This is a genomic window from Actinoplanes sp. NBRC 103695 (assembly GCF_030269485.1).
In the GTDB taxonomy this organism is placed as follows: Bacteria; Actinomycetota; Actinomycetes; order Mycobacteriales; family Micromonosporaceae; genus Actinoplanes.
Window position 1 is genome coordinate 433,557 of sequence record NZ_BSTL01000003.1, and the last position, 26,006, is coordinate 459,562.

Consider the following 26,006-nt stretch of genomic DNA (forward strand, 5'->3'; position numbering starts at 1 on the left):
GCGGACGGCCCTCGGAGGCTCAGGACGGGTCATTGACGAGCCGCAGCGCCAGCGCAGGGCAACGGTCGACGGCGCGCCGGGCAACGTCCTCAAGATGGCGCGGGACCGTGGGCTGAGTCTTCCCGTGGCGGGCAACCGGATAGCCCCAGTCGTCCTCAGCCAGCAGTTCCGGCAGCAGCTCCGCACACAAGCCGCGTCCGTCGCAGGCAGTCCAGTCGATGTGCAGGTGGCTCATCGCCTCACCCCTCCGCTCGCCGAAGCCAGACAGCGGCCCGCAAGATGGGCGGCCACATCCGCCTCGAAGGTGCGCAAAGCGCTGATGATCATGCGCGCCGTACCGTCCGGGTGCCGGCAGGCGCCGCGGCCGGTGACCATCGCGGCAAGCCTTGCCACCTCGGCCGGCAGGCCGGGTCTCGCCCGTTGCCGTGCCAGGTCCGCCATCGTTCCGGCCAGCCTCGGGAGTCCGTTGATGCAGGGGCCGCATTGCCCCGCGACCTCTCCGGCGAGGTAGCCGGCGATCCGTGCGGTCTCCACCAGGCCGCATTCGTTTGCCGGCAGCGCTCGCACGATGCCTGCGCCAGGCGAAGCTCCGAGAGGTGCGAGGGCTGCCCGGCTGATCTCCAGGTCCCGCCGGGCCGGTGCCCAGCCGCCGTGATAGCCGCCGATCAGCACCGCTTGCAGCGGCGCGGTAGGCCCACCGGCCGCGGCAATCAGCTCGCCCAGCCGGACGCCGTGGCCCGCCTCGACCACGCCGGGGTCGACGACCGCCCCGCTCACCGTCGCCAGGAAGGTCCCCGGTTCGTCGGGAGTGCCCGCGGACCGGAACCAGTCGGGGCCGTGCCGGGCGATCAATGCGATCTGAGCGAGCGTCTCAACATTCTGGACCAGGGTCGGCGCGCCCCCGACGCCTGCCTCGGTGATCCGGCGCTGCTTGTCGGCCGGAACCGCGGGCCGCCCGGAGACGGCGGCGACCGCGGCCGACTCCTCTCCTGCGATGAAGGTGTCCGGTGCCACGGTGACGGTCACCGGGATCGGGTCCAGTCCGGTGCCGCGCCGGGCGGTCAGGGCGGCCCGGACGCCGTCGGCCGAGGCGGGGCCGGTGTACAGATGAGCAGTACGCGCGCCGAGCGCACGGGCGGCGAGCTGGAGACCGTCCAGGACGAGGTGCGGTTGGTACGTAAGCAGCGCCCGGTCCTTTCCGCTGAACGGTTCGCCCTCGGCGCCGTTGGCCACGACCACCGGCGTCCCGCCGGCGCGTAGCACCGCGTCCACCTTGCGCCAGGTGGGGAAGCCGGCGCCGCCGCGTCCGGTCAATCCGGCGGCTCGCAGCTGGGCGACGAGCTGGGGTGCGTTCAGGACCGGCGGCCTGCCGTGATGGTCGAGGTGAGTGTCCAGTCGCCCGTCGGCGGGTCCGTCCAGCAGGTTGGTCATCGGGTCTCCTGGAGGGCGCGGACCCGGCGGGTGACGCGAGCGGGGAACTGGGTGAACGGCGATGAGAGCCGCCAGGCAACGGCGGCGAGGACCAGAGCGGCGCAGAGAGCCAGCACGGTACGCAGCCACCAGCTGTCGCCGTCCGAGCCGGTCTGCAGTCCGTGCATGAGCGCGACCGGCCAGCACAGGTAGGCGAGCCAGTGCACGATCCGCCAGCTGCGGGCGCCGAGCCGATGCCGCAGCAGACTGCTGGCGACCAGAGCCAGTATCAGGTCGAAACCCAGGGTGCCGAGGCCGAGCCAGAACGGCCGGTAGGCGCCGGTGAACGGCAGCACCACATCGACGAGGCGTAGTTGCGCGTACGGGTCGAAGTAGAGACTGCCGACGTGCCCGGCGAGCAGCACAAGGGCAAGCAACGCCGCGTTGCGGTGCAGCATGTTGACGGCGAAGCGGGGCAGCCCGAAGGCTGTACGCCCGGAGCGCGCGCCGATGCCGAGCGCGACCACGATGGTGAGCAGGACGAGCGATACGACGCCGGTGCCGCGCCCGGCGTACCACAGCGTCTCGGTCATGCCGGCCACCTGCCCAGCCGCAAGATCTCGCCGGTGGCGGTCACCAGCCGGGCCGGCACACCAGCGAGAAGTCTCGGTGCGGAATGTCCTCGAACCACTGCTGCGGTGCTCAGGGTGTTGGCCCGCAGGCACGAGGGTGCGGCAACGGAAACCGTGCGCCAGACGCGGGACGCGGGCCGGCCGGTGCGCGGGTCGAGGATGTGGTGCAGGGGATCGCCGGGGGCTCCCCAGGCGCGGGCCACCGTGCTGGAGGTAGCGAGCGCCGCGCCGCCCGGCAGCCGCACGGTGCAACGTGGGTCGCCCGGCCGATCTTGCACCAGTACCCGCCAGCCGCCCGCGGGGGCCGGGCCGGCGGTGGCAATGTCGCCGCCGAGCGCGACCAGCACGCCGGTGCCGAGCCGGTCGGCGACCAGCACCGCGGCCCGGTCCGCGGCGGCGGCCTTGGCGGTAGCGCCGAGGTCGAGCAGGACGCCGTGGGGCACGGTGAGCGCGCGGTCATCCAGCCGTACGGCCCGCCAGTCCGGTGCCGGGAAAACCCGGACGGCCGAGGTCGCCGTGCGACCGGTGATGGCGGCGAAGTCGCGGTCGTAGCCGAGCCCGCACAGCGCCGCACCGACTGTCGGATCGACGTCGCCGTCGCTGGTTCGGGCCGCTTCCAGGGCGGCACCGAGGAGATCGGCGAGCAGGGGGCTCACCGTGACCGGCCGCCCACCGGCCCGGCAAGCGGCAGAGAGTTCGGAGTCGGGACGGAACCGGCTGCACGCGGCGTCGACAGCGGACAGTTCTGCCCTGACCATCATGGCTGCTTCAGCCAGCAGCGCGGGGTCAGTGACCACGATGCGCGCCACGGTGCCCCAGACGGACCACTGGGCGGTGTCCGGCCCGACCGGAAGGGTCTCGGCGAGCGGCATGTCACGACCCACCGGACGTTGCCTGGCCGGAGCCGTCGTCGCCGGGCGACAGCGTGGGCGAGTTCGAGGTGCTGCCGCTCGACTCGCTTTCGCCGTCGGTGTCAGAGCCGGTGGTGGCTCCGCCGGTGCTCGAGCTGGCGTCGTCGGTGGGAGTGCTTGTCGTCGTACCGGGGGACTCCGCGTCGCGGGCTACGAGGCCGATCGCGAGAGTCCCGCTGAGGCTGGCCACGACCAGCGCTCCGGTGATCGTCGTGGTGCGGCTCAGCCCTGTGTCCCTGTCCATCGGATCAGTCTCCCCAATCATTCATTTGTTCAGTTCGGCGTCTGTGCGGCGACGGCACGCGTCGCCGGGCTGCCGGCCCGGTCGTGGAGCTCGTTCTCCCCGATGCCGGCGTCGCTCGATCGGCCGCGATGTCCCGGAGCAGATCTGGTACGGCGCGCCGAAGGCCAGGCGAGCACGAGGATCGCGGCGATTTCCGTACCCGCCATTCCCCGCTCGATCAGCCCTAGCGGGATGACGGTCCACCAGGCCGCTCCACCGGTGAAACCCTGATAGGCCATGGCCACGACCATCGGCACGAACCAGGCCAGCGACGCGATGCCCAGCCACTGGGCCCACGGCCGGCGATCGGCCGTGCTCCGGGCGACCAGGAGCACGGCGATCGGCAGGGATACGAAGGCGACGAAACTGGCGTACCGGTGCACGTCGCCGCCGATGCCCTCGGGGGCTGCGTAAGGCGCCTTGGGGACCAGCACGAGCACGATCAGACCTGCCGACCAGAGCGTCGCGAACACGCTCGCCGGCGACAGCAGCGGCATCCGGCGGCTGATCACCGCGGCGGCGAAGAGGCTGAACGATGCTCCGGCCAGGATCAAAATACCGAGTCCGAAGGCCCAGCCGGAGCTGGCGAGTGCGTACTCGCTGATGGTCAGGTCGACAGGTGAGATCGCGGCGGTCGGACCCACCACGTGCATCAGCGCGATGATCAATGCTGAGACGCGGACGCCTCCGAGCCCGATCGCGGTCGCCCAGAACGCCAGCCTGCGGCGACCCGGTGACGTCGCCAGATCAACCTGGCTTTCGCTCTGCGCGTGGACTGTGGTCATGCGTCAAAGGATGGCCGCCGCAAGGGTGTTGCACGTCGTACGCAGGTGGTGAACGGCAGCTACTACAACAGTGGTAGAACGCTCTACGGACCTACCACGGCTGCACGTAGTCGCCGCCGGCTCCTGGCCAGTTCCAGGCACGGCGAGGTTCCGGAGCCGTCGTCGTTCGCGCCCGGCGCACCGACCACTGTGTCGTCATGGCCGCTCACCATGGCCGGCGGTCCGGTCAGGCCCGTCGGTGAGCTCACATCGCCACACCGCACAGAAGTCCTGCACCGGCTGCCAGGATCGCCAGGACCGCCAGGGTGTATGACCCGGTAAGGGTGCGGATGCGCTGCCGGCGCAGCTCCCTCCGGCCGTTGTCGAGGATGGCGTCGGCCCATTCTCGATCCTGCTGGGCCGCACTCGGCGGGATCGCGGCGAGCAGCGCTCCGAGCTCATGCTCGAGATGCCTTCGGTCCTCAGGCCCAGCCGGCTCCTCCTCGGACTGCGGGCGACCGGCGAGGCGCGACAGCGCGCCGGTGGTGCAACGCCCGGAGCGGACTCGCGGACCTCTGGTGTGGTGGTTCTTGGTCACATCTCGTAGACGTGTATCGAAACCAGGAAGGTTGCATCGTTCGGTCCGTGGGACGGCATCCGCCATCCCGTGCACCAGATCATGCTCATCGCCGTCCGTCCCAAGAACATTGGCGTGCTAGATCGTGCGTGATCTACTCCGCGGTCAATAGTTGCTGACCTCATCGCTGTGTCGAGAGCGAACCCGTCGGCACGCGATCTCGCTCATCTGTACAACGCCGGTAGGCGGTTCGGCGTCTCGACCCGCAGAGCTACTACAGCGGTGGTACCCCGCATTGTCCCCAGCTGGAGGACGCGCCGCACGGCTCGCACGACAATTGTTTGTCTGGCAGCGATCGATGCCCAGCAAACTCCATGAACGGCACGGACCTGGCGCTGAATCGTCCCCTGGGTTCCAGGCCGTTCTCCCCGCCGTTGCGACCACGGTCCGCGACTCACAGAACGGGAGTAATCCGTGAACCGAACACCGGCTGCGCCCTTCACGGGCACGACCGTCGGGCGATGGCCGCGCTATCGCATCGGCAGTCTGGAAGTCGCCGGTGGTCTCGGCCTGCTCGTCCCGCGTCTGACCGTCCTCGTCGCTGTCGTCGCATGGATCCGCCGTGACGACCTGATCGAGTTCATCGGACGACGACCCGGCGGCACGGTCGCATCGGGTGGACGCTGACCCGTTCGCCGATTTGTTCTCCACCATTCTTCGATCGGCAACACCACATTCTAGGAGATTGATATCTGATGGCTGGTTTCTTGTATCGCGTAGGACGGTTCGGGTTTCGCCGGCGTGGGTTCGTTCTGGTGGGCTGGTTGTTGGCCGTAGGTTTGTCGGTCGGCGGTTTCATCATGTGGTCGGGCACGCCGACCAATGGTCTGGAGGTGCCGGGCACCGAGGCGCAGGTGGCGATCGACACGCTGCGGCGGGAGTTCCCGCAGGCGGGTGGCGAAGGCGCGTCGGCGCAGGTGGTGGTCTCTGCGCACGAGGGGCAGAAGCTCACCGATCCGGCGAACGCGGCGGCGGTGTCCGAGCTGGTGTCTCGACTCGGTGGGTCGCCGCAGGTGGTGGACGTCGCAGCATTGGACGAGCGGTCGACCAGCCCGGACGGCCGGTTCGGGATCATCGACGTCTCCTACGGTGTGGACGGTGATGAGCTCACCACTGCGGCGCAGGATGGTCTGACGGCGGCGTTGGAGGGCGCCCGCACCGCCGGGCTGACCGCCGAGGCCGGCGGTAACGCGGTCGAGGGCGGGCAGCCCGAACTGGGTAACGCGGAGATCATCGGCGTGATCGTCGCGGCTCTGGTTCTGCTGCTGACCTTCGGGTCGATGGTGGCAGCCGGTCTGCCGCTGCTGACCGCGATCCTGGGTGTGGTGATCGGTTTCACGGGGATCGGTCTGGTGTCGGCGGTGGTGGACATGCCGTCGGCGGTGAGCACGCTGGCATTGATGCTGGGCCTGGCGGTGGGCATCGACTATGCCCTGTTCATCACCTCGCGTTACCGGTCGGAGCTGGCGAAGGGCCACGACCCCGAAGAAGCTGCCGGCCGGGCGGTCGGGACGGCGGGTTCGGCGGTCGTCTTCGCCGGCCTGACGGTGATCATCGCGCTGGTCGGGTTGATGGTGGTCAACGTTCCGTTCCTGACCGTGATGGGCCTGGGCTCGGCGGGTGTTGTCGCCGTGGCCGTGCTGATCGCGTTGACGCTGCTGCCGGCGCTGTTCGGTTTCGCCGGTCGCCGGATCTTCGGCAGGCGCGCCCGCCGTGCTCCCGCTGTTGTGGCGGGCGAGCAGAAGATGACGCTGGGGCGTCGCTGGGTGATGATGGTCCTGCGCCGCCCGGTGATCGCGGTGGTGGCGGGCGTTGCGGTGCTGGGTATCGCGGCGATCCCGGCGATGGATCTGCGGCTGGGCCTGCCCGATGACGGGACGGCGGCGGCGGATTCCTCACCGCGCAAGGCGTACGACCTGACCGCGCAGGGGTTCGGACCGGGCTACAACGGTCAGCTCACCATCGTGGTGGACGGCGCGGACGCGGATGCGGTCAGCGCCACGGTCGCCGCCCTGCCGGGGGTGGCCGGGGTGAGCCCGGCCCGGGCCTCCGAGTCGGGCACGGTGTCGATCTTCCAGGTGATTCCCACGACCGGCCCGAACGACCCTGCCACCACAGATCTGGTGAACGCGATCCGGGCGGCGACAGCGGATGTGCCGGGCGGGGATGTCTCGGTCACCGGGATCACCGCGGTGAACATCGACGCGTCGGCGACGATCAGCGATTCGCTGCTGCCGTACCTCGCGCTGATCGTCGGGCTGGCGTTCCTGTTGCTGCTGGTGGTCTTCCGATCCGTGCTGGTGCCGATCAAGGCGACGCTGGGCTTCCTGCTCACGATCGGGGCGACGTTCGGCACCATGGTCGCGGTGTTCCAGTGGGGCTGGCTCAACGGCCTGCTCGGGGTGCCCGCGACCGGGCCGATCGTGAGCATGATGCCGATCTTCATCATCGGGATCGCGTTCGGCCTGGCCATGGACTACGAGGTGTTCCTGGTGACTCGGATGCGGGAGGAACACGTGGCCGGCGCCGAACCGCGGGCCGCGATCATCGACGGGTTCTCCGCCAGCTCCAGGGTGGTGACGGCCGCCGCCGTCATCATGATCAGCATCTTCTCCGGGTTCATGCTCTCCCCGGACCTGCAGATCAAGATGCCCGGTCTCGGGCTGGCCACCGCGGTGCTGGTCGACGCGTTCCTGGTCCGGATGACCATCGTGCCGGCCGTGCTCGCCCTGCTCGGACGCTCGGCCTGGTCGCTGCCCGCCTGGCTCGACCGGATCCTGCCGAACCTCGACGTGGAGGGCAGCGCCCTGCACACCCCCACCCCGCCTGTTACCGAGGAGGAGGACAGCGCCCCGGCCGTCGAGCTCGCGCGATAGGCCTGAGCGACGACCGGCTTGACCGTCCACGTCCCCGCGAGCAGGCACTCGCGGGGACGTGGACGGTGCGTCGTCAGCCTTGCAGCCTGGCGACCGCGACCCCGTACCCGCCCAGGACGAAGGTGTCGCTGGTGGCCCGCTCCTCGCGGATGGCGCCACCGGCGGTCTGCTGATCCACGATCCGGACGAGGGCCCGGCGCAGGCCGTCGATCTCGACGGTCACGGCGGTGTTCGTCTTGTTGATCATCAGCACCTTGCGGCGTCCCCGGTCGCGGACGGCGAGGGCCCAGAGCGTGCCCGCTTGCGGCTGGTCCGGGATTTCGATGAGTTCGCAGCCGGGCCGGATCTCCGCCAGGATCAGTTGCAGCACGTGGTAGCGGGCGTTGGGCTCACCGGTCGTCCAGTCCACCATCGTGACCGACGGGAACTGTCCCGGGTGGCCCACCAACTGGCTCTCGCCGACGATGTCGATGCCCAGCAGCGCCAGCCGGGCGAACACGTAGGCGTAGATGCCGGCGGAGAAGTTCCAGTAGGCGTCCGGTATCGGCGCGGGATCGGGCTGGGTGGACGACTGCGGCAGGATGGTCCCGACCTCGTTGACGGTGGTGCGCACCGTGGGCGCGATGCTCCGGCGGATCGCTTCGATCTGCGCGACGGTCGCGATGAAACGCTCGGCCTGCGAGAAGCCGTCCGGGCCCAGCTGGTCGACCGTGTCGGCCGGGTTGGGCTGGGCGTAGAAGTGGTAGCTGATGAGATCGAGCGGAACGCCCGGCCGGTGATTGTCCGGGTTGAGGAAGTACCGGTAGTAGTCCAGACTCGCCGCGTTGCCGAGCGACAGCCCGACGAATTTGGTGTTGGGCGACACTTCGCGGATGCCGGTGACGATCGCGTCGTACAGCGCGGTGTAGAGCTGCGGGCTGATCGCGTGTTCGAAGTCGATCTCGTTGAGCACTTCCCAGTAGGGCAAAGGGTAGTGGTGGCGGGACCGGTGAAACTTGCCGTACTCGTCGGTGAATCCGCCGGCGGTGTACCACATGACCAGGCGCTTGAAGTAGTCGGCGACGAACTCGACCGGAACGGCGAGCCGCGAGCCCGCCGAGTACCCGAAGTCCGCTTGGTCGGGGTCCTGCGGATAGGCGATGGGAGGCGCCCATCGAGACAGGCCGCCCGAGAAGTCGTCCGCGAGCACTGTCTCACCGCTCGCTGTCGTGACGACGACATTGTCGAAGGTGGCTGATTCGGTGTCGAACTCCCGGAAACCGATGGTTCCCGAAGGGTAGGTGTCGTCGTGGACCGTGAGGACGTCGGCGCCATCCACGGTGACCGTGAGGTCGGCGCCGGCCACCGTCGTTCGCACCTGATAGGTACGTCCGTGTTCGACCGCGAACGGCAGGGCGGTGGGACGAACGCTGACCGGTTGACCGCCTCGAAGGAGGACGAAGACGATGTACCCGGTCGCCGCAGGCGCCGAGTAGGCGAAGTTGGAGAGCAGGAAAGCGTAGCCGTTGTCCGGGTCCTGCATCCGCGAGAGCCATCCCGCCTGCGCGTAGGGCGGTGTTCCCTGCGGCCCGGTTGCCAGCGGCGTGACATCGACGGCGAAGGTGTAGTCCGTCCAGTCTTTCCCGGTCGCGGCAATGGCGTTGTCACCGCCGGCGACGTGTAGTGCTCCGTCCCGGATCGTCCACGGGGTGGGCTGCCACATCCACTGCGGGATCGTGCTGAAGTTCAGCATCGGCGACTTGCCCCTGGTCGCCTGCACGAAGTCTTCGACGAGCGGATCGATCAGGGAGAAGTCCCAGCTGGTCCGTCCGCCGGACGGGGGCTCGAGCTCGGCCACTCCGAGCCTGGGGTACGGGAACCAGGGAACGAAGCGCACGTACTTGGTGTCGAGGTCACGAAGCGCTCGGTAGGCAGCTTCGACGATCGGGGATCCTCGACGGACCAGAGGGTTCACGACGACCTGCAGCGTCGGTGTCGTCTTGGAGATGAGGGCGGCGCCTTGCCAGTCGATGGTTATCGGCACGCCGGCACCGTTTGCCCGGGCGGGAGTGCCGGACAGCAGGGGAGAAGCTGCGGCGACGGCTCCCGCCGCGCCGAGCGACCTCAGGACGGTTCGGCGGTCTGGTCGGGAAGGGTCGCTGTGGTGGCCTGATGTTCGGATCACGGGACTCCCATCGGGGTCGCCTTCTGATCAGGGCGGCAAGACGTGACGCGGGTTTGCCAGGGCCCAAGAAGTCCTTACCCTGGAAGACAGCGCGGGCTGAATCGTTTCAGATGACTGGAGTTCGACGTTACTAATCGGTTTCCGACGTGTCAAGATAGACGAATGTAACTGCGTCAGAGCGCGGAGCGCGATCAGTTGCCCGCGCGACGCGCAACAACTCCGCCTCCGCCGGAGTGTCGATCATGGGTCGGGACCGGCGGCAAGTTTTTTCGCGAGCCGATCGAACTAATCGCGCTCCGTGCGCACATGTGGGTATGGAACTCTTCGCTACGACACGGGCCGGCCGGATACAGGGACGGCTGTCGTCCGCCGGGGTGGCTTTCCTCGGCATCCCCTACGCGGCTTCGCCGTTCGGGCCGAACCGGATGCGGCCGCCGCGACCGGTCACCGCGTGGGAGGGCACACGGCGAGCCACCGCGTACGGCCCGACCGTCCCCAAAGGAACGTATCCGCCGCCCTACCGCCCGTATTTTCCCGAGGTGGACAACCCTGGCGCGGAGTGCCTGAACCTGAACGTGTGGACGCCCGATCCCACCGCCAGCGGTCTGCCGGTATTGGTCTGGATACATGGGGGTTCGTTCACGAACGGCTCCGGGTCGGTGAGCGGATACGACGGCAGCGCCTTCGCCCGCGACGGTGTGGTGTGCGTGACCATCAACTACCGGTTGGCCGCCGAAGGTTTCCTGTATCTGCTTGACGGATCCCCGAATCTCGGGCTACAGGACCAGGTGGCCGCGCTGCACTGGGTACAGGAGAACATCGCCGCCTTCGGCGGCGACCCGGCCCGGGTCACCGTGGCGGGTGAGTCCGCGGGCGCGATGAGCGCCGTCACGCTGCTTTCGATGCCGGCAACCAAGGGCCTGTTCGCCCGGGCGATCGCCCAGAGCGGGGCCGCCGCGAACACGCTTACCGCGGAGCAGGGGCTTCTGGTATCGGGCCACCTCGCCGATGCGCTCGGCGTGGCGCCTACCCGCGACGCCATCGCGGACGTGCCGCTGAACAGACTGGTCAGCGCGGCCTCCGACCTTGTCACTGAGGTCCAGACCGCCCCCGACCCTGCGAAGTGGGGCGCGATCGCGGCGAGCCAGACGCCGTTCGCCCCGGTCATCGATCACGGCGTGCTCGAAGACGCCCCGCTCGAGTCCCTCCGGCACGGTGTCGGTGCGCAGGTCCCACTGCTCATCGGCTTCAACCGTGACGAGGCCCGGCTCTTCCTGATCGCGCCGGGCACGTGGCAGAGCATCGACGACTCGATGCTGGCGAACGCCGCCTCAGGCTACGGTCTGACACCCGCGCAGACAGCGATCTACCGAGCCAACCGGCCCGGGGCGTCGGCAGGAGACGTTCTTTCAGCCATCGCGACCGACTGGTTCTTCGGCATTCCGGTGCAACGGGTTGCCGAGGCTCGGCACGGGAACACCTGGGTCTATCGCTTCGATCACCCGGAGCCTGCTGCCAACGGAGGGCTCGGCGCCTGCCACGGCGCCGAAGTCCCGTTCGTGTTCGACACAGTCGACGAGCCGGACGCCCGTCCCCTGATCGGCGATGACCCCTCCCGAACGGTGGCCGACACCACACACGGTCTCTGGGTCTCGTTCATCAGCGGGTCCGCGCCCGGCTGGGCGCCCTACCTGATCTCAGACCGGACCATCGCGCTGATCGCTGACCGGATAGACGAGGTCCGCGATCCGGCCCCGGACGAATGGCGGGTGTGGAACGGTATCCGTTGACCGGCACTCAGTAAAGCAAAGTGTGCGCCTACTCGGGTTTGTGTGGGTGACCGGCGGCTATTGGTAGCTCTGCAAGGTCGACGGCGCCGCCGAGAACTTCGTGGAAGGCATGTAATGCTGGACGGCGTCGGCTGCCGGAAACACGCGGCAGCCGCGCACCAGAAATGAACGCGAGTTGTGGCCGGCCGTCCTTGGCCTTGCTCGACCGGCCAGACGACGTTCGCGAGCAAGGAGCATTCGATGCAGCACACTCGCCTCGGTAGCACCGGCCTCAGGGTCAGCCGACTCGCTCTCGGCTGTATGAGCTACGGCGACCCGACGACGCCGGATGCACATCCTTGGGCGCTGACCGAGGACCAGGCCGAGCCGTTCTTCCGCCAGGCCGTCGAACTCGGCGTCACCTTCTGGGACACCGCCAACGTCTACCAGCGGGGCACCTCGGAGCACATCGTCGGCCGCGCCATCACCCGCTATGCGCGCCGCGAGGACATCGTGCTCGCGACCAAGGTCCGCGGAAAGATGCACGACGGCCCCGGCGGGTCCGGGCTGTCCCGCAAGGCCATCCTGGAGCAGATCGACGCGTCCCTGACCCGGCTCGGAACCGACTACGTCGACCTGTACCAGATCCACCGCTTCGACGACGACACCCCGGTCGAGGAGACGATGGAGGCCCTGCACGACATCATCAAGGCCGGAAAGGTCCGCTACATCGGCGCATCGTCGATGTACGCGTGGCAGTTCGCCAAGCTGCAGCATGCCGCGGACCTCGGCGGCTGGACCCGCTTCGTGTCCATGCAGAACCAGTACAACCTGCTACGCCGGCACGACGAACGCGAACTCATGGCCATGTGCGGCGACATGGGCGTCGGTCTCGTCCCCTAATCCCCGAACGGCAAGGGTCGCCTCGCCCGGCCGGCCGGCGAACAAAGCACCCGCTCCAGCACCGACAAGGTCGTCCAAGCCTTCGACTCACCCCACGACGAGCCCGTCATCAACGCCGTCGAGAACCTCGCCCGGACACGCGGTGTCAGCATGGCCCAGATCGCCCTGGCCTGGGTACTGCGCAACCCTTTGGTGTCGGCACCCATCGTCGGAGCGACCAAACCTCACCATCTCACCGAGGCCGTCGCCGCGCTGGACATCCGCCTCACCGACGACGAAGCCGCCGCTCTCGAAGAGTCGTACGTCGAGTACGGCCCCTCCTGGTATTGATACCGTCCACGACGTTCCGGCGCACCCCGCATCACGCTGGGCTTACCGCAGCATTCGACCGGATCCTTCAGCTGAGTAGTCGCACAGGTGTAGCACAGATGTGAGCTGTCTACTGCAGCCGTGGTATCCCGCATTGTCCATGGCAGGAGGACGCGGCTGGTGCCCCGCCGGGGGATCCTGATGCGGTGACCGAGTCATGGGTTCGGTCCGAAATCGCCGCATCAACTCACTCCCAGCCCACGGCTGAACACCTTGGCGCTGAAATCGCCGCGTCCAGCGGCATCCGCTCGTCGATCTCACATCAACGTCAGGAGGGCTCGTGAACAGCGCATCGACCACGACAAGCGAGACCGGCACGCGTTCCAAAGCAGCCAACATCGCACTCTGGGTCTTCCAGATCGCTCTTGCGGCATTGTTCATCATCAACTTCGGGCCCGGGAAATTGCTGGGCAGCGACCAGGCCGTGCAGACCTTCACCGAGATCGGCGCCGGGCAATGGCTGCGGTACGTGACGGGCGCGCTGGAAGTGGCCGGCGGGATCGGCCTGCTCATCCCTCGCCTCTCTGGGCTCGCCGCGCTGGGGCTCGCCGGGGTGATGTCCGGCGCGGTGCTCACCGAGGTCTTCCTGCTCGAAGCCGACGTGGTCATGCCGCTGATCCTGCTGGTCTCCGTCGCGGTGATCGCATGGTTCCGGCGCGACCGCACACGAGCGCTGATTCAGCAGGTGCGCATGATGCGCGCACCGGCCGAACGCTGAGGTCCGCGTCACCGGGTGAGGGTTCTGGGCGACATCACCCAGGAACTCCGAGACTTCTTCGGCGTGAACCACGGATTCACCGAGTTCCGTAGCGTCGTCGCTGATCCGGACCGCGCGGGCGGCCGCCGCGCCGGGGCCGCCCGCAGCTGTACGCCTCGAGCCGAGAGGCATACAGATGACATACCGGCGAACGTACGGGCCAGCCACTGGCTTCTCAGGCGGCTGACCGAAGCTCAGGCGTGCCGCAGCGCCGGTCCCGGCAGTGGCGGCAGGGCGACGAGCCAGGCCGCCAATTCCCCGGCGGTCATCGGTGATGCCAGCAGGTCACCCTGCGCGGCTGACGCGGTGGTCCGCCGCAGCCGGGCCAGGTACTCGGCCTCGGTGACGCCCTGCACGACGGTGTGGGTGTCGAGCACCTCGCCCATCGAGAGCACGAGATCGAGAGCGTCCTCCGATCCGGTGAGGAAGCTTGAATCGATCTTGAGCTGGTGTATCGGGAACGAGCGCAGGGACGCGAACGAGACGTACCCTGTGCCGAAGTCGTCGAGGGCGATCCACACGCCGTGCCCGGCCAGCACGCGCAGTTGCTCGTGGGCCGCCGGGTCGTCGATCTGCTCCGCCTCGACGATCTCCAGGGTGACCCGGTCCAGACTCAGACCGCCGGCTGCCACGGCGGCGAGCATCCCGTCGGCGAATCCAGGCAGCAGGGAATGAGCGGCGACGTTGATCCCGATGCGAAGCCCGTCGCCGGCCGGGAGCTCGGCGAGCTCGGCGCAGACCTTCCGGAGCACGTACCCGCTGACGCCAGCCAGGTCGCCCGTGCGTTCGGCGACGTCGGACAGCTCCTGCCACCCGATCGTGCCCAGCACCGGGTGCGCCCATTCGGCCAGTGCCTCCACGCCGGTGCAGGCGCCGGTGTCCAGGTCACGGTAGGGCTGATAGCGCACGATGATCTCGTCGCGGTCGATGGCATGCGGAAGCTGGTCCTCGAGCATCCGGTGCCGGGCGACGTTGCCGTGCTCGCCCGGGGTGAAGAGCCTGACGCGGTTCTTTCCCCGAGCCTTCGCCGAGTACATGGCGATGTCGGCGCGTCGAGTCAGCTCCGTCGCGGTGACGGCGTACTCGGTGACGGCGACGCCGATGCTCGCGCCGACGCGCACGGTGACATCTGCCAGCCGAAGCGGCTGCACGAGCCGGTCGCATAGTGCCTTGGCGATCGTCTCGGCCTCCGTCGGGTCGTTGAGGCTGGTAAGCAGCAGCGCGAACTCGTCTCCGCCGAAGCGGCTCGCGACGCCCGCCGGGCCCGCGGCTTCGCGGAGGCGGAACGCCACCTCGACGAGAAGCTCGTCGCCGGCGCTGTGACCGTACGTGTCGTTGACCTTTTTGAAGTCGTCCAGATCGATGTTGAGCAGAGCGACAGTGCCGGGCGGGCGAGTCTCGACAGCCTTGAAAAGGTGCTGGGTGAACAACGCGCGGACGGGCAGGCCGGTGAGGTGGTCGTGGTTTGCGCGGTGATCGAGGTCGGCGTGCGAGCGGCGGCCGGTCTCACCCAGCAGTACCTGATTGCAGAGGCTGCGGAGCACGTCGAAGACGTGATCGGGGACCGGCTTGACGCCGCCGACCAGAAGGCGGCTGTCGACGGCGAGATCGTCGATACGCCAATGCTGGAACTGCGGCGCGACGTCAGCGAACAACGGGCCGGGACCGGCGGGCAGCGCATCCGGTACCACTCGGCCGACGACGTCTTCCGGCAGGCCGGTGACGAGGGCGACAGTCAGCCCGTCCGCCCCCGGCTGGCGTCTCAGAATGATCATCGCAAATCCGGGGTTCAGGGCCAGGATCTCGCCGGCGGCCTGGTTCCCGATCTGGTGCACGGTCTCGACGTCGGGCGCACTGAGCAAAAGGCTGCCGGTGCGAGCCAGGATCATCGCCCGGGCGCCGGCTCGTTCCTGACTGCGGATCGCGACGTAGATACCGCGCAGCACCACGGCCACCAGCAGCATCTGCGGCATATCGGCCAGCACCGCCCAAGAGTTCCACGCCGTCATCCGGTCAGCGGAATACGGTGAGATCGCCACGGCCGTGGGAATCGCGATTACGCAGCCGATCGTCCGGATCGTCCAGGACCGCGTCGAACCGTAGAACGACTGGACCGCCGCGATGCCCGAGGCGAGCGTGATGAGGTCGAACGACGGGACCATGGCGATGCCGCTGACCAGGACCAGCGGAGGTGTGACCAGCGGCTCCCATCGCGGCGGTCGTCCCCTTACCGAGGTGGTCACCAGCATGGTCGCGATCAGAACGATGGTCGCCCCGGTGACGGTCTGCCAGGCATTCGACCATCCCGCGCCGCCGATATCGACGAGCTGGTAGACGAGGAAGAGGCAGCTGAGGGTCACCATGGCGAGTCGGATGCGGCCGAGAGTCGTGGCCGGAAGGCGATGCCGTAGACCCATCACGATATGACGTTCGGCCGGGCGGGGCCGGATGTAAGGATAAGGCGTGAGCCCCCTGCGGTCAGCCGATGCGTTCCGGCACAGCGGGCACAGCAGGCACAGCGGGCACAGCGGGCACAGCAGGCACAGCGGGCCGGCCGTGATGACGTGGTGGTGTGAGGTCCGGCGCGCTTCGTACCACCTTCGTAGTAGACACAATGTCTCCACTGGTAGGACGCTCGTCAAACGGCCTCCACGGCAGGCTATGAGCATGAATCGTCTTCCGCGTATCGATCCGAGGCCTGTGGCAGTCACCGGAATGTGGGTGTCGCGGTGCTCGGCGTCGGGCGACACCCTCGCCTCGTGGTCGGCAAAAGAGGGGCTCGTTCCGGTAGCGGCGACGGTTGGCACCCCTTGAGTCACCGGCTTCAACGCTTGCGCCGCGATCACCGCCTCGACAGCAGGCGGCGACGATGACATCTCCGTTGCACACGCAGCTCGGTGGTCTCACCGAAGCTGAAGCGGCCGGCCGTCTCGCCCGTGGTGAGGCAAACACGACCTCGACAGGCACGTCGCGCTCGTACGGAGTAATTCTTCGCGCGAACGTATTCACCTTCTTCAACAATCTGCTGTTCGGCATCGGCGTGGCGTTGCTTCTCCTCGACCGGACCAACGACGCCGTTATCAGCGTCGGCCTCGGCCTAATCAACTCCGTGATCAGTTCTGTGCAGGAAATCAGGGCGAAACGCAAGCTGGACCAGCTCAAGCTGCTGCACCGCGCGAGTTGTCTGGTCGTCCGCGGCGGCGTCGAGCGAGCCGTGCCGCCGGAGCAGATCGTTCGCGGCGATCTGATCCACGTACGCCGCGGTGACCAGATCGTCGTTGACGGCCCGCTGGTCGCCGGCAGCCGCATCGAGTGTGACGAGTCGTTGCTGACGGGCGAGTCGGAGCCCGTCGTCAAACTCGAGGGCGGTGTGCTTCTGTCGGGCAGCTCATGTCTGTCCGGGGACGGCTTGCAGCGCGCGGATGCCGTCGGCGCGGCCAGCTACGTGCAGAACCTCACGGTGGTGGCACGCGGCTGGACGAGCGAACCGACCCCTTTGCAACGCCGGATCAACCAGATAGTCCGCGCGGTGATGTTCACGGTCGCTCTGCTGAGCGTGACCATTCTGGTCCAGGCGGCGCTGCTCGACTTGACCGTCCTGCAGATGGTCAAGGATGCCGCGGTTCTCTCCGGTCTGATCCCGTACGGACTTTTCCTGCTTGTCGCAGTCGCCTACGCGACCGGCGCCGCAACTGTTGCGGGGCGTGGAGCGCTGGTGCAGCGGGTCAGCGCGGTCGAAGCACTGAGCAACGTCGACGTGCTGTGCACCGACAAGACCGGCACGCTGACGACAGGCAGGCTTCAGGTGGAACAGATCCATGTTCTGGAGGCGGGCACAGTCGACGATGTGAACAGCAGGCTCGGATCCTTCGCGCGCAGCGTGAGCGCCGGTAACGCGACCATCACCGCGTTGATCGAGGCCCTTCCCGGAGAGGCGTTCGCGACACGCGAGGAAGTTCCTTTCTCCTCCGTACGCCGCTGGAGCGCAGTGTCCGGCCAGCACCAGTACGTTCTGGGGGCGCTCGACCGGCTCACTCCGGTGCTGTCCTCATCCGAACCGCTGGAAGCGCTGGCGGCCGGCTGGGCGAGCCGCGGCTACCGCGTACTGATTTTTGCCGAAGCCGCAGACCCTGCGCAGAGCCTTTTCGACCTCTCCGGCGAGTCCCGGCTGCCGAAACTCGAGGCTCTGGCCCTTGTGGTGCTGCGCGACGAGTTGAGGCCGCACGTTCAGCAGGTGCTGAGTACTCTGCAGGACACCGGAGTCCGGGTGAAGGTGATCTCCGGAGACGACCCCAATACCGTCGCCGCTCTCGCCGCCCAGGTCGGACTGCTCGACAGCGCGCCGGTCGCCGGCGACGACCTCGACGGCATGAGTCCGGCGGAGTTCGATCTGGCGGTCGACCAGCGCTCGGTGTTCGGCCGCATCGCACCCGACCAGAAGCACGGAATCATCGACTCCCTGCGTCGCCAGGGCTACTACACGGCAATGATCGGCGACGGCGTCAACGACATACCATCCCTCAAACGCGCCCACGTCGGCGTGGCCATGCAGAGCGGCAGCGCCGTCACCCGAGACATCGCCGACCTCGTCCTGCTCGATGACTCCTTCGCCGCACTGACCGCGGCGCAGGACCAAGGCCGCCGCATCATCTCGGGCATCAGCACATCGCTGAATCTTTTCCTCGCCCGTGTCGCCACGTCGACCCTGATCATCATCGTGGTGGCAGTGATCGGCCTCGGTTTCCCGTACGAGCCGGCGCAGGTTGCCCTGACCCTGTTCACCGTGGGCCTGCCGACGTTCTTCCTGACCCGGTGGGCGCCCGCGCGGCGCTTCGACGCTCGGATGATAGGCAGCCTCGCCCGCTTCGTCGGGCCGGCGTCTCTGACCACAGCTGCCTTCGCGGCGGCCATCTACGTCGTGGTCTACCAGCTGGTCGAAGTGGGCATCGGCCGCGGTGAGGTTCCGTCCGAGGTCCTTGAGAGGTTCAGCGCCTACACCGGTGTCGACGGCTCTGAGGCAGGTTTCGTCGATGCGGCGGCCACCATCACCGCCCAGACCGCGTTGTCGACATTCACCTCCGTCACGGCGTTCATCCTGATCCTCTTTCTGGCCCCTCCGCGGCGGTTCTTCGCCGGATGGACCCGACCGGTCAAGGACACACGTCCGGCTCGGCTTGTGCTGTGCCTGTTCGCAGCGTTCGCGATCATCCTGGCGTTCCCGCCGACCGCGCACTACTTCGCTCTGCTGCCCTCGTTCAAGGTGCTCCTGCCGGTCATCCTGATCACCGTGCCGATCTGGTTCTTCTTGCTGCGCGGCATGTGGCGGCACCGACTGCTGGAACGGATTCTCGACCTCCCTCCAGTTCCGTCGGCGGCTACCCTTGAACCGTGATCGACATTCCGGCGGACGCGGAGTTGTTGCGCCTCGCGCGGGCGGGTGACGCGGCCAGCCTCGGCATGCTGCTGCAACGTCACGAAGCGCGGATGCTCGCGACGGCCTATGCCGTTCTCGGCTATGGATCGGACGCTCGGGACGCCGTTCAGGAGGCCTTCCTCGTCGCCGTCTCACGGCTTGCCGCGCTGCAAGATCCGGGATCCGTCGGCCCCTGGCTGCGAGGCATCGTCCGTAACATCTGCCGGGCGTCGCAGCGCAGGCCGGCTCCCATCCCGCTCGGGGATCTCAGCGGGGACGTGGCTGCGGCCGATGCCGACCCCGCCGTGTTGCTCGAGCGGCAAGCGTTGCGCGACTGGGCGTGGCACGCCATGGAACGGTTGACGCCGAACCTGCGCGTGGTGGCGATGCTTCGCTACTTCACCGAGGCCAACGCGTACGCGCAGATTGCCGCGCTGTGTGGCGTCCCCGTCGGCACGGTGCGCAGCCGCCTCAGCGAGGCACGGACCAAACTCGCTGAACACCTCCGGGAGACCGCCGGCCTCGCCCATCCCGACGCCGCTACGCGCATGCTGCGGTCGCGCCGGGAGGCCGAGGAGGCGTTGGCCGCGATGCGGGCTGGGTCTGCCGCCGCGGCGCTTGCCAGGACGTGGTCGCCGTCCGCCGTCGCGGTCCTGCCCGATGGGACTCGCCATCAGGGTCATGGCCGGCTGGCGCAGGCCATCACGGCCAATCACGAGGACGGCGTCCGCTATCAGCTCACGAATGTCGTCGCCGGCGGCGACATCACCATCTGGGAGACGGATTTCCTCAACCCCGCCGACAAGCCCGCGCACTGCCCGCCGTCGGGTGCCTGGTTGCATTTTCTGAGTGCCGGCCGGATACAGGGCTTCCGGCTCCTTCACACCGCCCGGCCGTAGCCCACTCGTCTTGGCAGTGGCCGGCCCGGGATCTGTTGTCGACCTCGCTGATCCGTTCTCACCCTCCCGTCAGCGCTGCGGCGGACTGTCGCCCGGCCGGACCAGACCGCTCTGGTACGCGATGACGACGAGCTGCGCCCGGTCCCGTACGCCCAGCTTGGTCATGGCCCGGTTGACGTGGGTCTTGGCGGTCAACGGCGACACGTACAGCCGTTCGGCGATGTCATCGTTCGACAGCCCGGCCGCAACCAGCGCCAAGGTCTCGCGCTCCCGAGCGGTCAGCCCGCTGAGCTGGTCCGGTGAAGGCAACGACATCGGCTCGGGCGTGTCGAGGAACCGGGCGATCAGGCTCTGGGTGGCCTTCGGCGACAGCAGCGCCTCCCCGGCGGCTACGACGCGGACGGCGTCCAGCAGGTCGGACCGCTGAACGCTCTTGCTGAGGAAACCACTGGCCCCGGCGCGCAGAGCCCGCAGCACGTTCTCGTCGATCTCGAAGGTGGTCAGGATCAGCACCCGTACGCCGGCCAGGTCCTCGTCCTCGATGATCAGCCGGGTGGCCTCGATGCCGTCCAGTTCCGGCATCCGGATATCCATCAGCACGACGTCGGCGCGGGCGCTGCGGGCGAGGGCGACCGCCTCCCGGCCGTTGCTGGCCTCGCCGACGACCTCCATGTCGGGCGCGGAGTCGATGAGCACCCGGAACCCGGCTCGGATCAGGGCCTGGTCGTCGGCGAGCAGCACCCGGATCGGGTTGGTCACTTGGAAACCTCCTGGCTGACCGGTGCGGGCAGGACGGCCCGCACCGCAAACCGGCCGCTGGCATCGGGACCGGCGGCCAGCGTCCCGCCCACTGAGGCGGCCCGCTCGCGCATACCCGTCAGACCGTGCCCGGTGCGCGTGCCGGTGGGGGAGGGGCCGGCCCGGTTCTCGACGGTGATCACGAGCCCGTCCGGGGTGTAGGTCAATCGGACCTGGGCGTTCGGGTCGCGACCGTGTTTGCGGGCGTTGGTCAGGGACTCCTGCACGATCCGGTACGCGGCCAGGTCGACCGCCGAGGGCAGCGACCGGGCCTCGCCCTCCTGCTGGTGCTCGACGCGCAGACCGGCGGCGGCCACCGAGTCGAGCAAGCCGCCGAGGCGTTCGAGGCCGGGTGTCGGTTCGGTGGAGGGCTCCGGGTCGTCGGCACGACGCAGCACGGTCAGCACGATGGAAAGCTCATCGAGTACGGTCCGGACCGACTGCCGGACGTGGGACAGCGCTTCCTCGGCCTGATCCGGCTCCTGCCGCAGGACATGCGACGCCACCTCGGTCTGCACGTTGATCAGGGCGATGTGGTGCGCCACGATGTCGTGCAGTTCGCGTGCGATACGCAGCCGCTCCTCGGCCACCCGGCGCCGGGCCTCCTCCTCGCGGGTCTGCTCGGCGCGCACAGCCCGCTCCTCGACCGCCGCGACGTACGCCCGCCGGGTCCGCACAGCATCCCCGATGGCGATGGCCATTCCCATCCAGCCCAGATCTTCCAGTGCCTCGGAGGAGTCCCACATCTGTCCCGCGAACACCACGGCGGCCAGGTAGACGACCAGCGCTGCGGCAGCACCCGCGATCCAGGCGGTCGTCCGCCTCCGGCGGGAGGCAACGGTGTACGCGCTGATCACCGACACCGCCGTCAGCACGTAGATCTCGCCGCGGCCGGCCACCGCCCACGCCGCCGCGACGGTGACGACCGCCAGCGTCAGCACCGGCCAGCGCCGCCGCAGCGTGATCAGTAACGCCGCCATCGCGGCGACCAGCACGTCCAGTGACGTCAGGCTGCGCCCGGGGATGGCTCGGGGACCCATCAGCACCGATACCAGGGACGACACGCCGACGAGCACTCCCAGCAGCGCGTCGGCTACCTGCGGGTGGCGTACCGCGGCAGGCCAGGCGCGCGGGAGCCGGGTGGTCCAGAGGGCCATGCCGGTCACCGTACGGGACCGCGGCCTCGTTCACGTCGTCCACGCGCGGTACTACTGCGCCTTCCCCGGCTACGACGGCGGTGGTAGCGGTCGGCAACCGCTCCCGATGGATCGGTGCTGCGGATCGGGGCGACATCAGGCGTCTTGGCGCTTCAGCCGCCAGGCAGCGGCCCCACCGACGATCGCGAGATAGGCCAGGAGGACCAGCAGGCCGCCCCAAGGGGTGAGTTCGTTCTCGCCGCGGGTGACCGCTCCCATCGCCGCCCCCGCCGACTCCGGCAGGTATGGTCCGACGTTGTCCCGCCAGCTTTCCGGCAGCAACAACCCGACGATTCCGGACAGCAGGAACATCACACCGAAGTAGGTGCTGAGGGCGGCCGGGGTGGAGCGCAGCAACGCGCCCAGCGCCAGGCCGAGCAGACCCGCGCTCGTCAGGTACCCGGCCGAGCCGGCAATGGCACGGACGACGCCCGGGTCCGACAATGAGGCGCCGCTGTCGCCGAGGATCGCCTGACCGCCGAGAAAGGCGAGGAACGCGGACACGAGCATCAGTACGAAGGTCACGACGGCGAACACCATTGCCTTGCCCCAGAGCACGCCGAGCCGGCCCGGCACCGCGGCAAGGCTGGACCGGATCATGCCGGTGCTGTATTCGCCGGCCATGAACAGCACGCCGAGGGTGCCGACGATGAGCTGGGCGAAGTTCATGCCCGCGAGGCTCAGGTCGACGGGGTTGCCGGGTCCGTCGCCGTCCTCCAACTGGCCGCTGGCGCTCATCGACGCGGCGAGCAGACCGAGTCCGACGAAGAGGAGCACCGCGACGGCGAGGGTGATGGTGGTCGACCGCAGGGACCAGAACTTGATCCACTCGGATCGGATGACCCGGAGCTGGGTCACGCGTGGCCGCCTGGTGGCCGGGTCACGGCGATTGGCGAGGATGCTCATCAGGCGGCCTTTCCGGCTCCGGCGAACGGCCGTGCGGCCGTGGCGGTGTATTCGACGGCGTCGTGAGTGAGGGCCATGAAGGCCTCCTCCAGCGAGGGTTGCCGCGGCGACAGCTCGTGCAGGGTGAGACCGGCGCGGGCGGCCAGTTCGCCGATTCGCTCGGCGTCGAGCCCGGACACCTCGAGGACGCCACGGTCGATGCTGGTGATGGCGATGTCCGGGCCGGCCAGCAGGGCGTGCAAGGCGGCCGCGTGCGGTGAGCGCACCCGTACGGTGTTCAGCGAGGCCTGCTGGATGAATTCGTCGACGGACACGTCGGCGATCAGCTTGCCGCGGCCGACGACGATGAGGTGTTCCGCGGTCACCGCCATCTCATTCATCAGGTGCGAGGAGACGAACACGGTCCGGCCATCGCCGGCCAGAGTCTGCATCAGGTTGCGAATCCACAGGATGCCCTCCGGATCGAGGCCGTTGACCGGCTCGTCCAGGATCACCGTCCGGGGGTCGCCGAGCAGGGCGGAGGCGATGCCGAGCCGCTGGCCCATGCCGAGGGAGAACCCGCCGGCCCGCTTGCGGGCGACCTCGTGCAGGCCCACGAGGTCGATCACCTCGTCGACGCGGAAGGCCGGGATGCCCGTCGTGGCGGCCATGGCCAGCAGGTGGTGGTACGCCGACCGGCCCGTGTGCACGGCGCGCGCCTCCAGCAGGGCACCCACCTCGTGCAACGGAGCGGCGTGTTCGGCGTACGGCCGGCCGTTCACCGTCGCCGTGCCTGAGCTGGGCCGGTCCAGGCCGAGGATCATGCGCATCGTGGTGGATTTGCCGGCGCCGTTGGGCCCGAGGAAGCCGGTGACGACACCGGGCTTCACGGTGAAGGTGAGACCGTCGACAGCGGTCTTGCTGCCGTAGCGTTTGGTGAGCTCATGCACTTCAATCATGTCGACCACCATGGCCCGCGGCGGATGCTGTCCGCGTCTTCCACATGTGGGCATTCCCGGCTACCACCACCGTAGTAGCCAAGCCCAGAATGCCGTACCGCTGGTTCATCAGAGAGGCCTGGTGGTTCCCCACCGTGACGGCCCTGCGTCGGCGCCAGGCCCATGCGGCGACTGCCGGGTCGGTGAGGAGGAGGCGCACGAGCCGCCGGGTCAGTCGGCGTCGCCCTCGATGACCGTGGTGCTGTAATTGCCGGTCCAGGACGCCCGGGCGCCGGAGTCGCCGATGAGATAGACGTCGTAGATCGCGGCACCCGCGACGATGGCGGCCACGACCCCGACGACGATGGTCACGGCGGTGTTCCGCGGGGCCAGGAAGGTCCGCCGGGATCCGGGCGAAGCGCCGGCGATCCGTACGGATTCGCGGTGGCGCCACCAGACCACCAGCGCCGCGACGGTCACCGCGAGGGCGGCGTACAGGGCGGTGTCACCGAGCTCGGTGTGGTCTTGCAGCAGTGGGGTGTCCCCGACGCGGTCTTGCAGCCACTGGCCGGCGTCCATGGTGACCGGCACCAAGACCAGCATGGCCGTCGACAGGATCACGTTCGGGCCGGCCACCCGCCGGCGCGCGGCCGGCCACCATGCGGTCAGCACGAGCAGGAATGCCGCGAGAGGAAGCAGTACCACGATGGCGTGCACCAGCAGAAGATGGGCGGGCAACCCGTTGATAGTGCCCATGAGGGGTCCTCCGGAAGGCGTGCTCCGGACCGGCGGCCGATGTGCCACGGTCGGGGCCTAACGATCGCCCGGCGGAGGCGCGCTCCGCGTCCTACAGCGATGGACAAATGCGGGTACCACGGTTGTAGTAGTCAGCCGCCACGGCGCCGGCCCCGGACGGTCTGCGGCCCGGCTCTGGTGCGGGTTGCCCGACGGATGGCCCGCCGGGCGTTACCAGCGAAGGTGCCGTCGGAGTAATCAAACCGGATCGTGGAGCGTGTTGTACGCGGCGGCGCCGATCAGTTCCATCGACACCTGCAGCCGCTCCGGGCTGATGTTCGCCGCGATGGTGTCCTCTGGGGTGTGATTCTGGGGCTCCAGGTCGGCCGGCGACTCCTCGCTACGCCAGGAGAAGTTCGCGGCCGCGATCCCCGCCTGCTGGAAGGACTCGTGGTCGCTGAATCCGCGTTGGGTCACCGGCGAGATCCGGGATGCGTAGCCGAGCCGCCGAGCCGCCGCGGCCACCTCAGCGGTGGCCCGGTTCGCCTCTCCGGTCGCCGACAACAGCCAGTAACGGGTGGCCGGGGCGAAGGTGGTCGCGACCATGTCGTTGTGGAACAGGGCCACGATGCGGTCCCGCTCCACCTGCGGCAACTGCGAGACGTAGTGCAGCGATCCGACCGTCCCGTCCTCCTCGGCGCCCCACAGCCCGAACCGCAGCGTCGCGTTCGCGGGCATCGTCCTCAGGACCCGGGCCAGCTCGAGGCACAGCACGGTGCCGGAGCCGTCGTCGTTCGCGCCCGGCGCGCCGACCACGGAGTCATAGTGGGCGCTGACCATGACCACCGGCCCGTCCCCGTTCCCGGTACGCCGCTCCGCGAGCACATTATGCGAGGTCAGCCCGCGATGCGCGGACGTACTGACAATCAGCTCGCGCAACTGTCCGGCCGCCAGCAGCTCGCGTAGCCGAATCTTCTGCGCCCACGCCGCGCCCACCACCGGGACCGCCACTGGTTCTGGCAGCCATGGGCTCCACGCCGGCGCCCGCAGCCCGGCAAACAGATCCTCGGCCAGGAACACGACCGCCGCCGCGCCACGCTCGATCGCCCTGCCGGCCAGCACACCCGGGTCCTCGAGCCACGGATTGTCGATCAGCACGATCCTTCCCGCCACGTTCGCCGGGTAATCGTCCGAGCCGCCGATGCCCGCATCGATGACCCCGGCGCGCACTGTGACGTCGAGTGCACCGTACGGAGACGCTCCCGCCTGCCAGCACAGATCCCGGGGCAGCCCGCCCGGCGCGTCCAGCCTGGCAAGGTACTTGTCCTCCACCGCGAACGGTTGCAGCGTCGTGTCGTACCCGAGATCGTCGAAAACCCCGCCCAGGTAGTCGGCGGCCCGGCGCTCGCCCGGGGTCCCGGCGACTCGCGGCCCGATCGTCTCCGTCAGCGCCCGCAGGTCCGTCAGCGCCCGCCGAGCCGACACCTTTGCCGCAACCTGCTGGTCGCCCGGCGTAAGGGACGGCGGCCGCGTCGCTCCCGGGCGCCGGTCGCCGACCGCCCACGCCGGTGCGGGTAACGCCAGGCCGGCCACACCTCCGGCCGCCGTGGTGAGGATTTTCCGTCGGCTCAATCGGAACTTCCCACCGAGCGCATCCACAGTGTCCT

At 68.8% G+C, this 26,006-nt stretch carries 22 protein-coding genes and 1 pseudogene; 7 read left to right on the forward strand and 16 right to left on the reverse strand.

Annotation, left to right across the window (positions count from 1 at the left end; translation table 11 throughout):
- Positions 1-19: 19 nt before the first annotated feature.
- From QSK31_RS06605 to QSK31_RS06635, 8 genes are all read right to left on the reverse strand, one after another.
- On the reverse strand, positions 20-235 hold the full coding sequence (locus QSK31_RS06605; RefSeq protein ID WP_285681954.1) for a ferredoxin: 216 nt from the start codon (positions 233-235) through the stop codon (positions 20-22).
- Positions 232-1,431 (reverse strand): NADH-ubiquinone oxidoreductase-F iron-sulfur binding region domain-containing protein, encoded by a 1,200-nt coding sequence (locus QSK31_RS06610; RefSeq protein ID WP_285681956.1) that lies wholly within the window; start codon positions 1,429-1,431, stop codon positions 232-234. Before QSK31_RS06610 ends, QSK31_RS06605 begins: the two co-directional genes overlap by 4 nt.
- Entirely contained in the window at positions 1,428-2,003 is a 576-nt protein-coding gene (locus QSK31_RS06615) for a ferric reductase-like transmembrane domain-containing protein (protein ID WP_285681958.1), read from the reverse strand. The genes QSK31_RS06610 and QSK31_RS06615 overlap by 4 nt, the downstream gene beginning before the upstream one ends.
- Entirely contained in the window at positions 2,000-2,914 is a 915-nt protein-coding gene (locus tag QSK31_RS06620) for an FAD:protein FMN transferase (protein WP_285681959.1), read from the reverse strand. Before QSK31_RS06620 ends, QSK31_RS06615 begins: the two co-directional genes overlap by 4 nt.
- 1 nt (position 2,915) lies before the next feature.
- Positions 2,916-3,197 (reverse strand): hypothetical protein, encoded by a 282-nt coding sequence (locus tag QSK31_RS06625; RefSeq protein WP_285681961.1) that lies wholly within the window; start codon positions 3,195-3,197, stop codon positions 2,916-2,918.
- A 29-nt stretch (positions 3,198-3,226) separates the two neighbouring features.
- Positions 3,227-4,021 carry a DUF998 domain-containing protein gene (locus tag QSK31_RS06630; RefSeq protein ID WP_285681962.1) on the reverse strand — a complete coding sequence of 265 codons (795 nt, stop codon included), beginning with the start codon at positions 4,019-4,021 and terminating at the stop codon, positions 3,227-3,229.
- Between the two features lie 83 nt (positions 4,022-4,104).
- Positions 4,105-4,233 carry a M28 family peptidase gene (locus QSK31_RS48765; RefSeq protein WP_352244377.1) on the reverse strand — a complete coding sequence of 43 codons (129 nt, stop codon included), beginning with the start codon at positions 4,231-4,233 and terminating at the stop codon, positions 4,105-4,107.
- A gap of 32 nt (positions 4,234-4,265) precedes the next feature.
- Positions 4,266-4,598 (reverse strand): hypothetical protein, encoded by a 333-nt coding sequence (locus QSK31_RS06635; protein ID WP_285681963.1) that lies wholly within the window; start codon positions 4,596-4,598, stop codon positions 4,266-4,268.
- A gap of 453 nt (positions 4,599-5,051) precedes the next feature.
- Here QSK31_RS06635 and QSK31_RS06640 point away from each other — a divergent pair, with 453 nt between their 5' ends.
- Positions 5,052-5,264: a hypothetical protein gene (locus tag QSK31_RS06640; protein ID WP_285681964.1), complete on the forward strand. Its 213-nt coding sequence runs from the start codon at positions 5,052-5,054 to the stop codon at positions 5,262-5,264.
- Positions 5,265-5,437: 173 nt separating this feature from the next.
- The gene (locus tag QSK31_RS06645) at positions 5,438-7,513 is read left to right on the forward strand and encodes an MMPL family transporter (protein WP_285681965.1); all 2,076 of its coding nucleotides are present in this window, start codon (positions 5,438-5,440) and stop codon (positions 7,511-7,513) included.
- 73 nt (positions 7,514-7,586) lie between these two features.
- Here the strand turns inward: QSK31_RS06645 and QSK31_RS06650 are convergent, their stop codons facing one another.
- Positions 7,587-9,536, reverse strand: a complete 1,950-nt coding sequence (locus QSK31_RS06650; RefSeq protein ID WP_285681966.1) for a 3-keto-alpha-glucoside-1,2-lyase-like domain-containing protein — start codon at positions 9,534-9,536, stop codon at positions 7,587-7,589.
- A gap of 455 nt (positions 9,537-9,991) precedes the next feature.
- On the opposite strand from QSK31_RS06650, the gene QSK31_RS06655 reads away from it, so the two are divergent.
- From QSK31_RS06655 to QSK31_RS06665, 3 genes and pseudogenes are all read left to right on the forward strand, one after another.
- A complete protein-coding gene (locus tag QSK31_RS06655; RefSeq protein ID WP_285682053.1) occupies positions 9,992-11,467 on the forward strand; it encodes a carboxylesterase/lipase family protein in 1,476 nt (491 codons plus the stop codon).
- 240 nt (positions 11,468-11,707) lie between these two features.
- A pseudogene (locus QSK31_RS06660) lies at positions 11,708-12,679 on the forward strand (aldo/keto reductase).
- A 319-nt stretch (positions 12,680-12,998) separates the two neighbouring features.
- Positions 12,999-13,436, forward strand: coding sequence for a DoxX family protein (locus tag QSK31_RS06665; protein WP_285681967.1), 438 nt, complete (start codon positions 12,999-13,001; stop codon positions 13,434-13,436).
- Between the two features lie 233 nt (positions 13,437-13,669).
- On the opposite strand, the gene QSK31_RS06670 is transcribed toward QSK31_RS06665, so the two are convergent.
- Positions 13,670-16,351: a putative bifunctional diguanylate cyclase/phosphodiesterase gene (locus tag QSK31_RS06670; protein WP_285681968.1), complete on the reverse strand. Its 2,682-nt coding sequence runs from the start codon at positions 16,349-16,351 to the stop codon at positions 13,670-13,672.
- Between the two features lie 5 nt (positions 16,352-16,356).
- On the opposite strand from QSK31_RS06670, the gene QSK31_RS06675 reads away from it, so the two are divergent.
- Positions 16,357-18,867, forward strand: a complete 2,511-nt coding sequence (locus QSK31_RS06675) for an HAD-IC family P-type ATPase (protein ID WP_285681969.1) — start codon at positions 16,357-16,359, stop codon at positions 18,865-18,867.
- Positions 18,864-19,787: an RNA polymerase sigma factor gene (locus QSK31_RS06680; protein WP_285681971.1), complete on the forward strand. Its 924-nt coding sequence runs from the start codon at positions 18,864-18,866 to the stop codon at positions 19,785-19,787. Before QSK31_RS06675 ends, QSK31_RS06680 begins: the two co-directional genes overlap by 4 nt.
- A 69-nt stretch (positions 19,788-19,856) precedes the next feature.
- On the opposite strand, the gene QSK31_RS06685 is transcribed toward QSK31_RS06680, so the two are convergent.
- The 6 genes from QSK31_RS06685 to QSK31_RS06710 form a co-directional block, all read right to left on the reverse strand.
- Entirely contained in the window at positions 19,857-20,546 is a 690-nt protein-coding gene (locus QSK31_RS06685; RefSeq protein ID WP_285681972.1) for a response regulator, read from the reverse strand.
- Positions 20,543-21,742 (reverse strand): sensor histidine kinase, encoded by a 1,200-nt coding sequence (locus QSK31_RS06690; protein WP_285681973.1) that lies wholly within the window; start codon positions 21,740-21,742, stop codon positions 20,543-20,545. The genes QSK31_RS06685 and QSK31_RS06690 overlap by 4 nt, the downstream gene beginning before the upstream one ends.
- 135 nt (positions 21,743-21,877) lie before the next feature.
- On the reverse strand, positions 21,878-22,687 hold the full coding sequence (locus QSK31_RS06695) for an ABC transporter permease subunit (RefSeq protein ID WP_285681975.1): 810 nt from the start codon (positions 22,685-22,687) through the stop codon (positions 21,878-21,880).
- Positions 22,687-23,625, reverse strand: coding sequence for an ABC transporter ATP-binding protein (locus QSK31_RS06700; RefSeq protein WP_285681976.1), 939 nt, complete (start codon positions 23,623-23,625; stop codon positions 22,687-22,689). The genes QSK31_RS06695 and QSK31_RS06700 overlap by 1 nt, the downstream gene beginning before the upstream one ends.
- Before the next feature lie 210 nt (positions 23,626-23,835).
- Entirely contained in the window at positions 23,836-24,360 is a 525-nt protein-coding gene (locus tag QSK31_RS06705; protein ID WP_285681977.1) for a DUF2231 domain-containing protein, read from the reverse strand.
- 237 nt (positions 24,361-24,597) lie between these two features.
- Positions 24,598-25,971, reverse strand: coding sequence for a M28 family peptidase (locus QSK31_RS06710; RefSeq protein ID WP_285681978.1), 1,374 nt, complete (start codon positions 25,969-25,971; stop codon positions 24,598-24,600).
- Positions 25,972-26,006 lie beyond the last annotated feature (35 nt).

Bases quoted from the DNA above. Each gene is read 5' to 3' on its own strand.
- QSK31_RS06605 (WP_285681954.1), bottom strand. From the start codon at position 235: ATGAGCCACCTGCACATCGACTGGACTGCCTGCGACGGACGCGGCTTG.
- QSK31_RS06625 (WP_285681961.1), bottom strand. From the start codon at position 3,197: ATGGACAGGGACACAGGGCTGAGCCGCACCACGACGATCACCGGAGCG.
- QSK31_RS06670 (WP_285681968.1), bottom strand. From the start codon at position 16,351: ATGTCATCGTCGCCGCCTGCTGTCGAGGCGGTGATCGCGGCGCAAGCG.
- QSK31_RS06705 (WP_285681977.1), bottom strand. From the start codon at position 24,360: ATGGGCACTATCAACGGGTTGCCCGCCCATCTTCTGCTGGTGCACGCC.
- QSK31_RS06700 (WP_285681976.1), bottom strand. From the start codon at position 23,625: ATGATTGAAGTGCATGAGCTCACCAAACGCTACGGCAGCAAGACCGCT.
- QSK31_RS06690 (WP_285681973.1), bottom strand. From the start codon at position 21,742: ATGGCCCTCTGGACCACCCGGCTCCCGCGCGCCTGGCCTGCCGCGGTA.
- QSK31_RS48765 (WP_352244377.1), bottom strand. From the start codon at position 4,233: ATGGTGAGCGGCCATGACGACACAGTGGTCGGTGCGCCGGGCGCGAAC.
- QSK31_RS06630 (WP_285681962.1), bottom strand. From the start codon at position 4,021: ATGACCACAGTCCACGCGCAGAGCGAAAGCCAGGTTGATCTGGCGACG.
- QSK31_RS06655 (WP_285682053.1), top strand. From the start codon at position 9,992: ATGGAACTCTTCGCTACGACACGGGCCGGCCGGATACAGGGACGGCTG.
- QSK31_RS06645 (WP_285681965.1), top strand. From the start codon at position 5,438: ATGTGGTCGGGCACGCCGACCAATGGTCTGGAGGTGCCGGGCACCGAG.
- QSK31_RS06615 (WP_285681958.1), bottom strand. From the start codon at position 2,003: ATGACCGAGACGCTGTGGTACGCCGGGCGCGGCACCGGCGTCGTATCG.
- QSK31_RS06695 (WP_285681975.1), bottom strand. From the start codon at position 22,687: ATGAGCATCCTCGCCAATCGCCGTGACCCGGCCACCAGGCGGCCACGC.
- QSK31_RS06620 (WP_285681959.1), bottom strand. From the start codon at position 2,914: ATGCCGCTCGCCGAGACCCTTCCGGTCGGGCCGGACACCGCCCAGTGG.
- QSK31_RS06610 (WP_285681956.1), bottom strand. From the start codon at position 1,431: ATGACCAACCTGCTGGACGGACCCGCCGACGGGCGACTGGACACTCAC.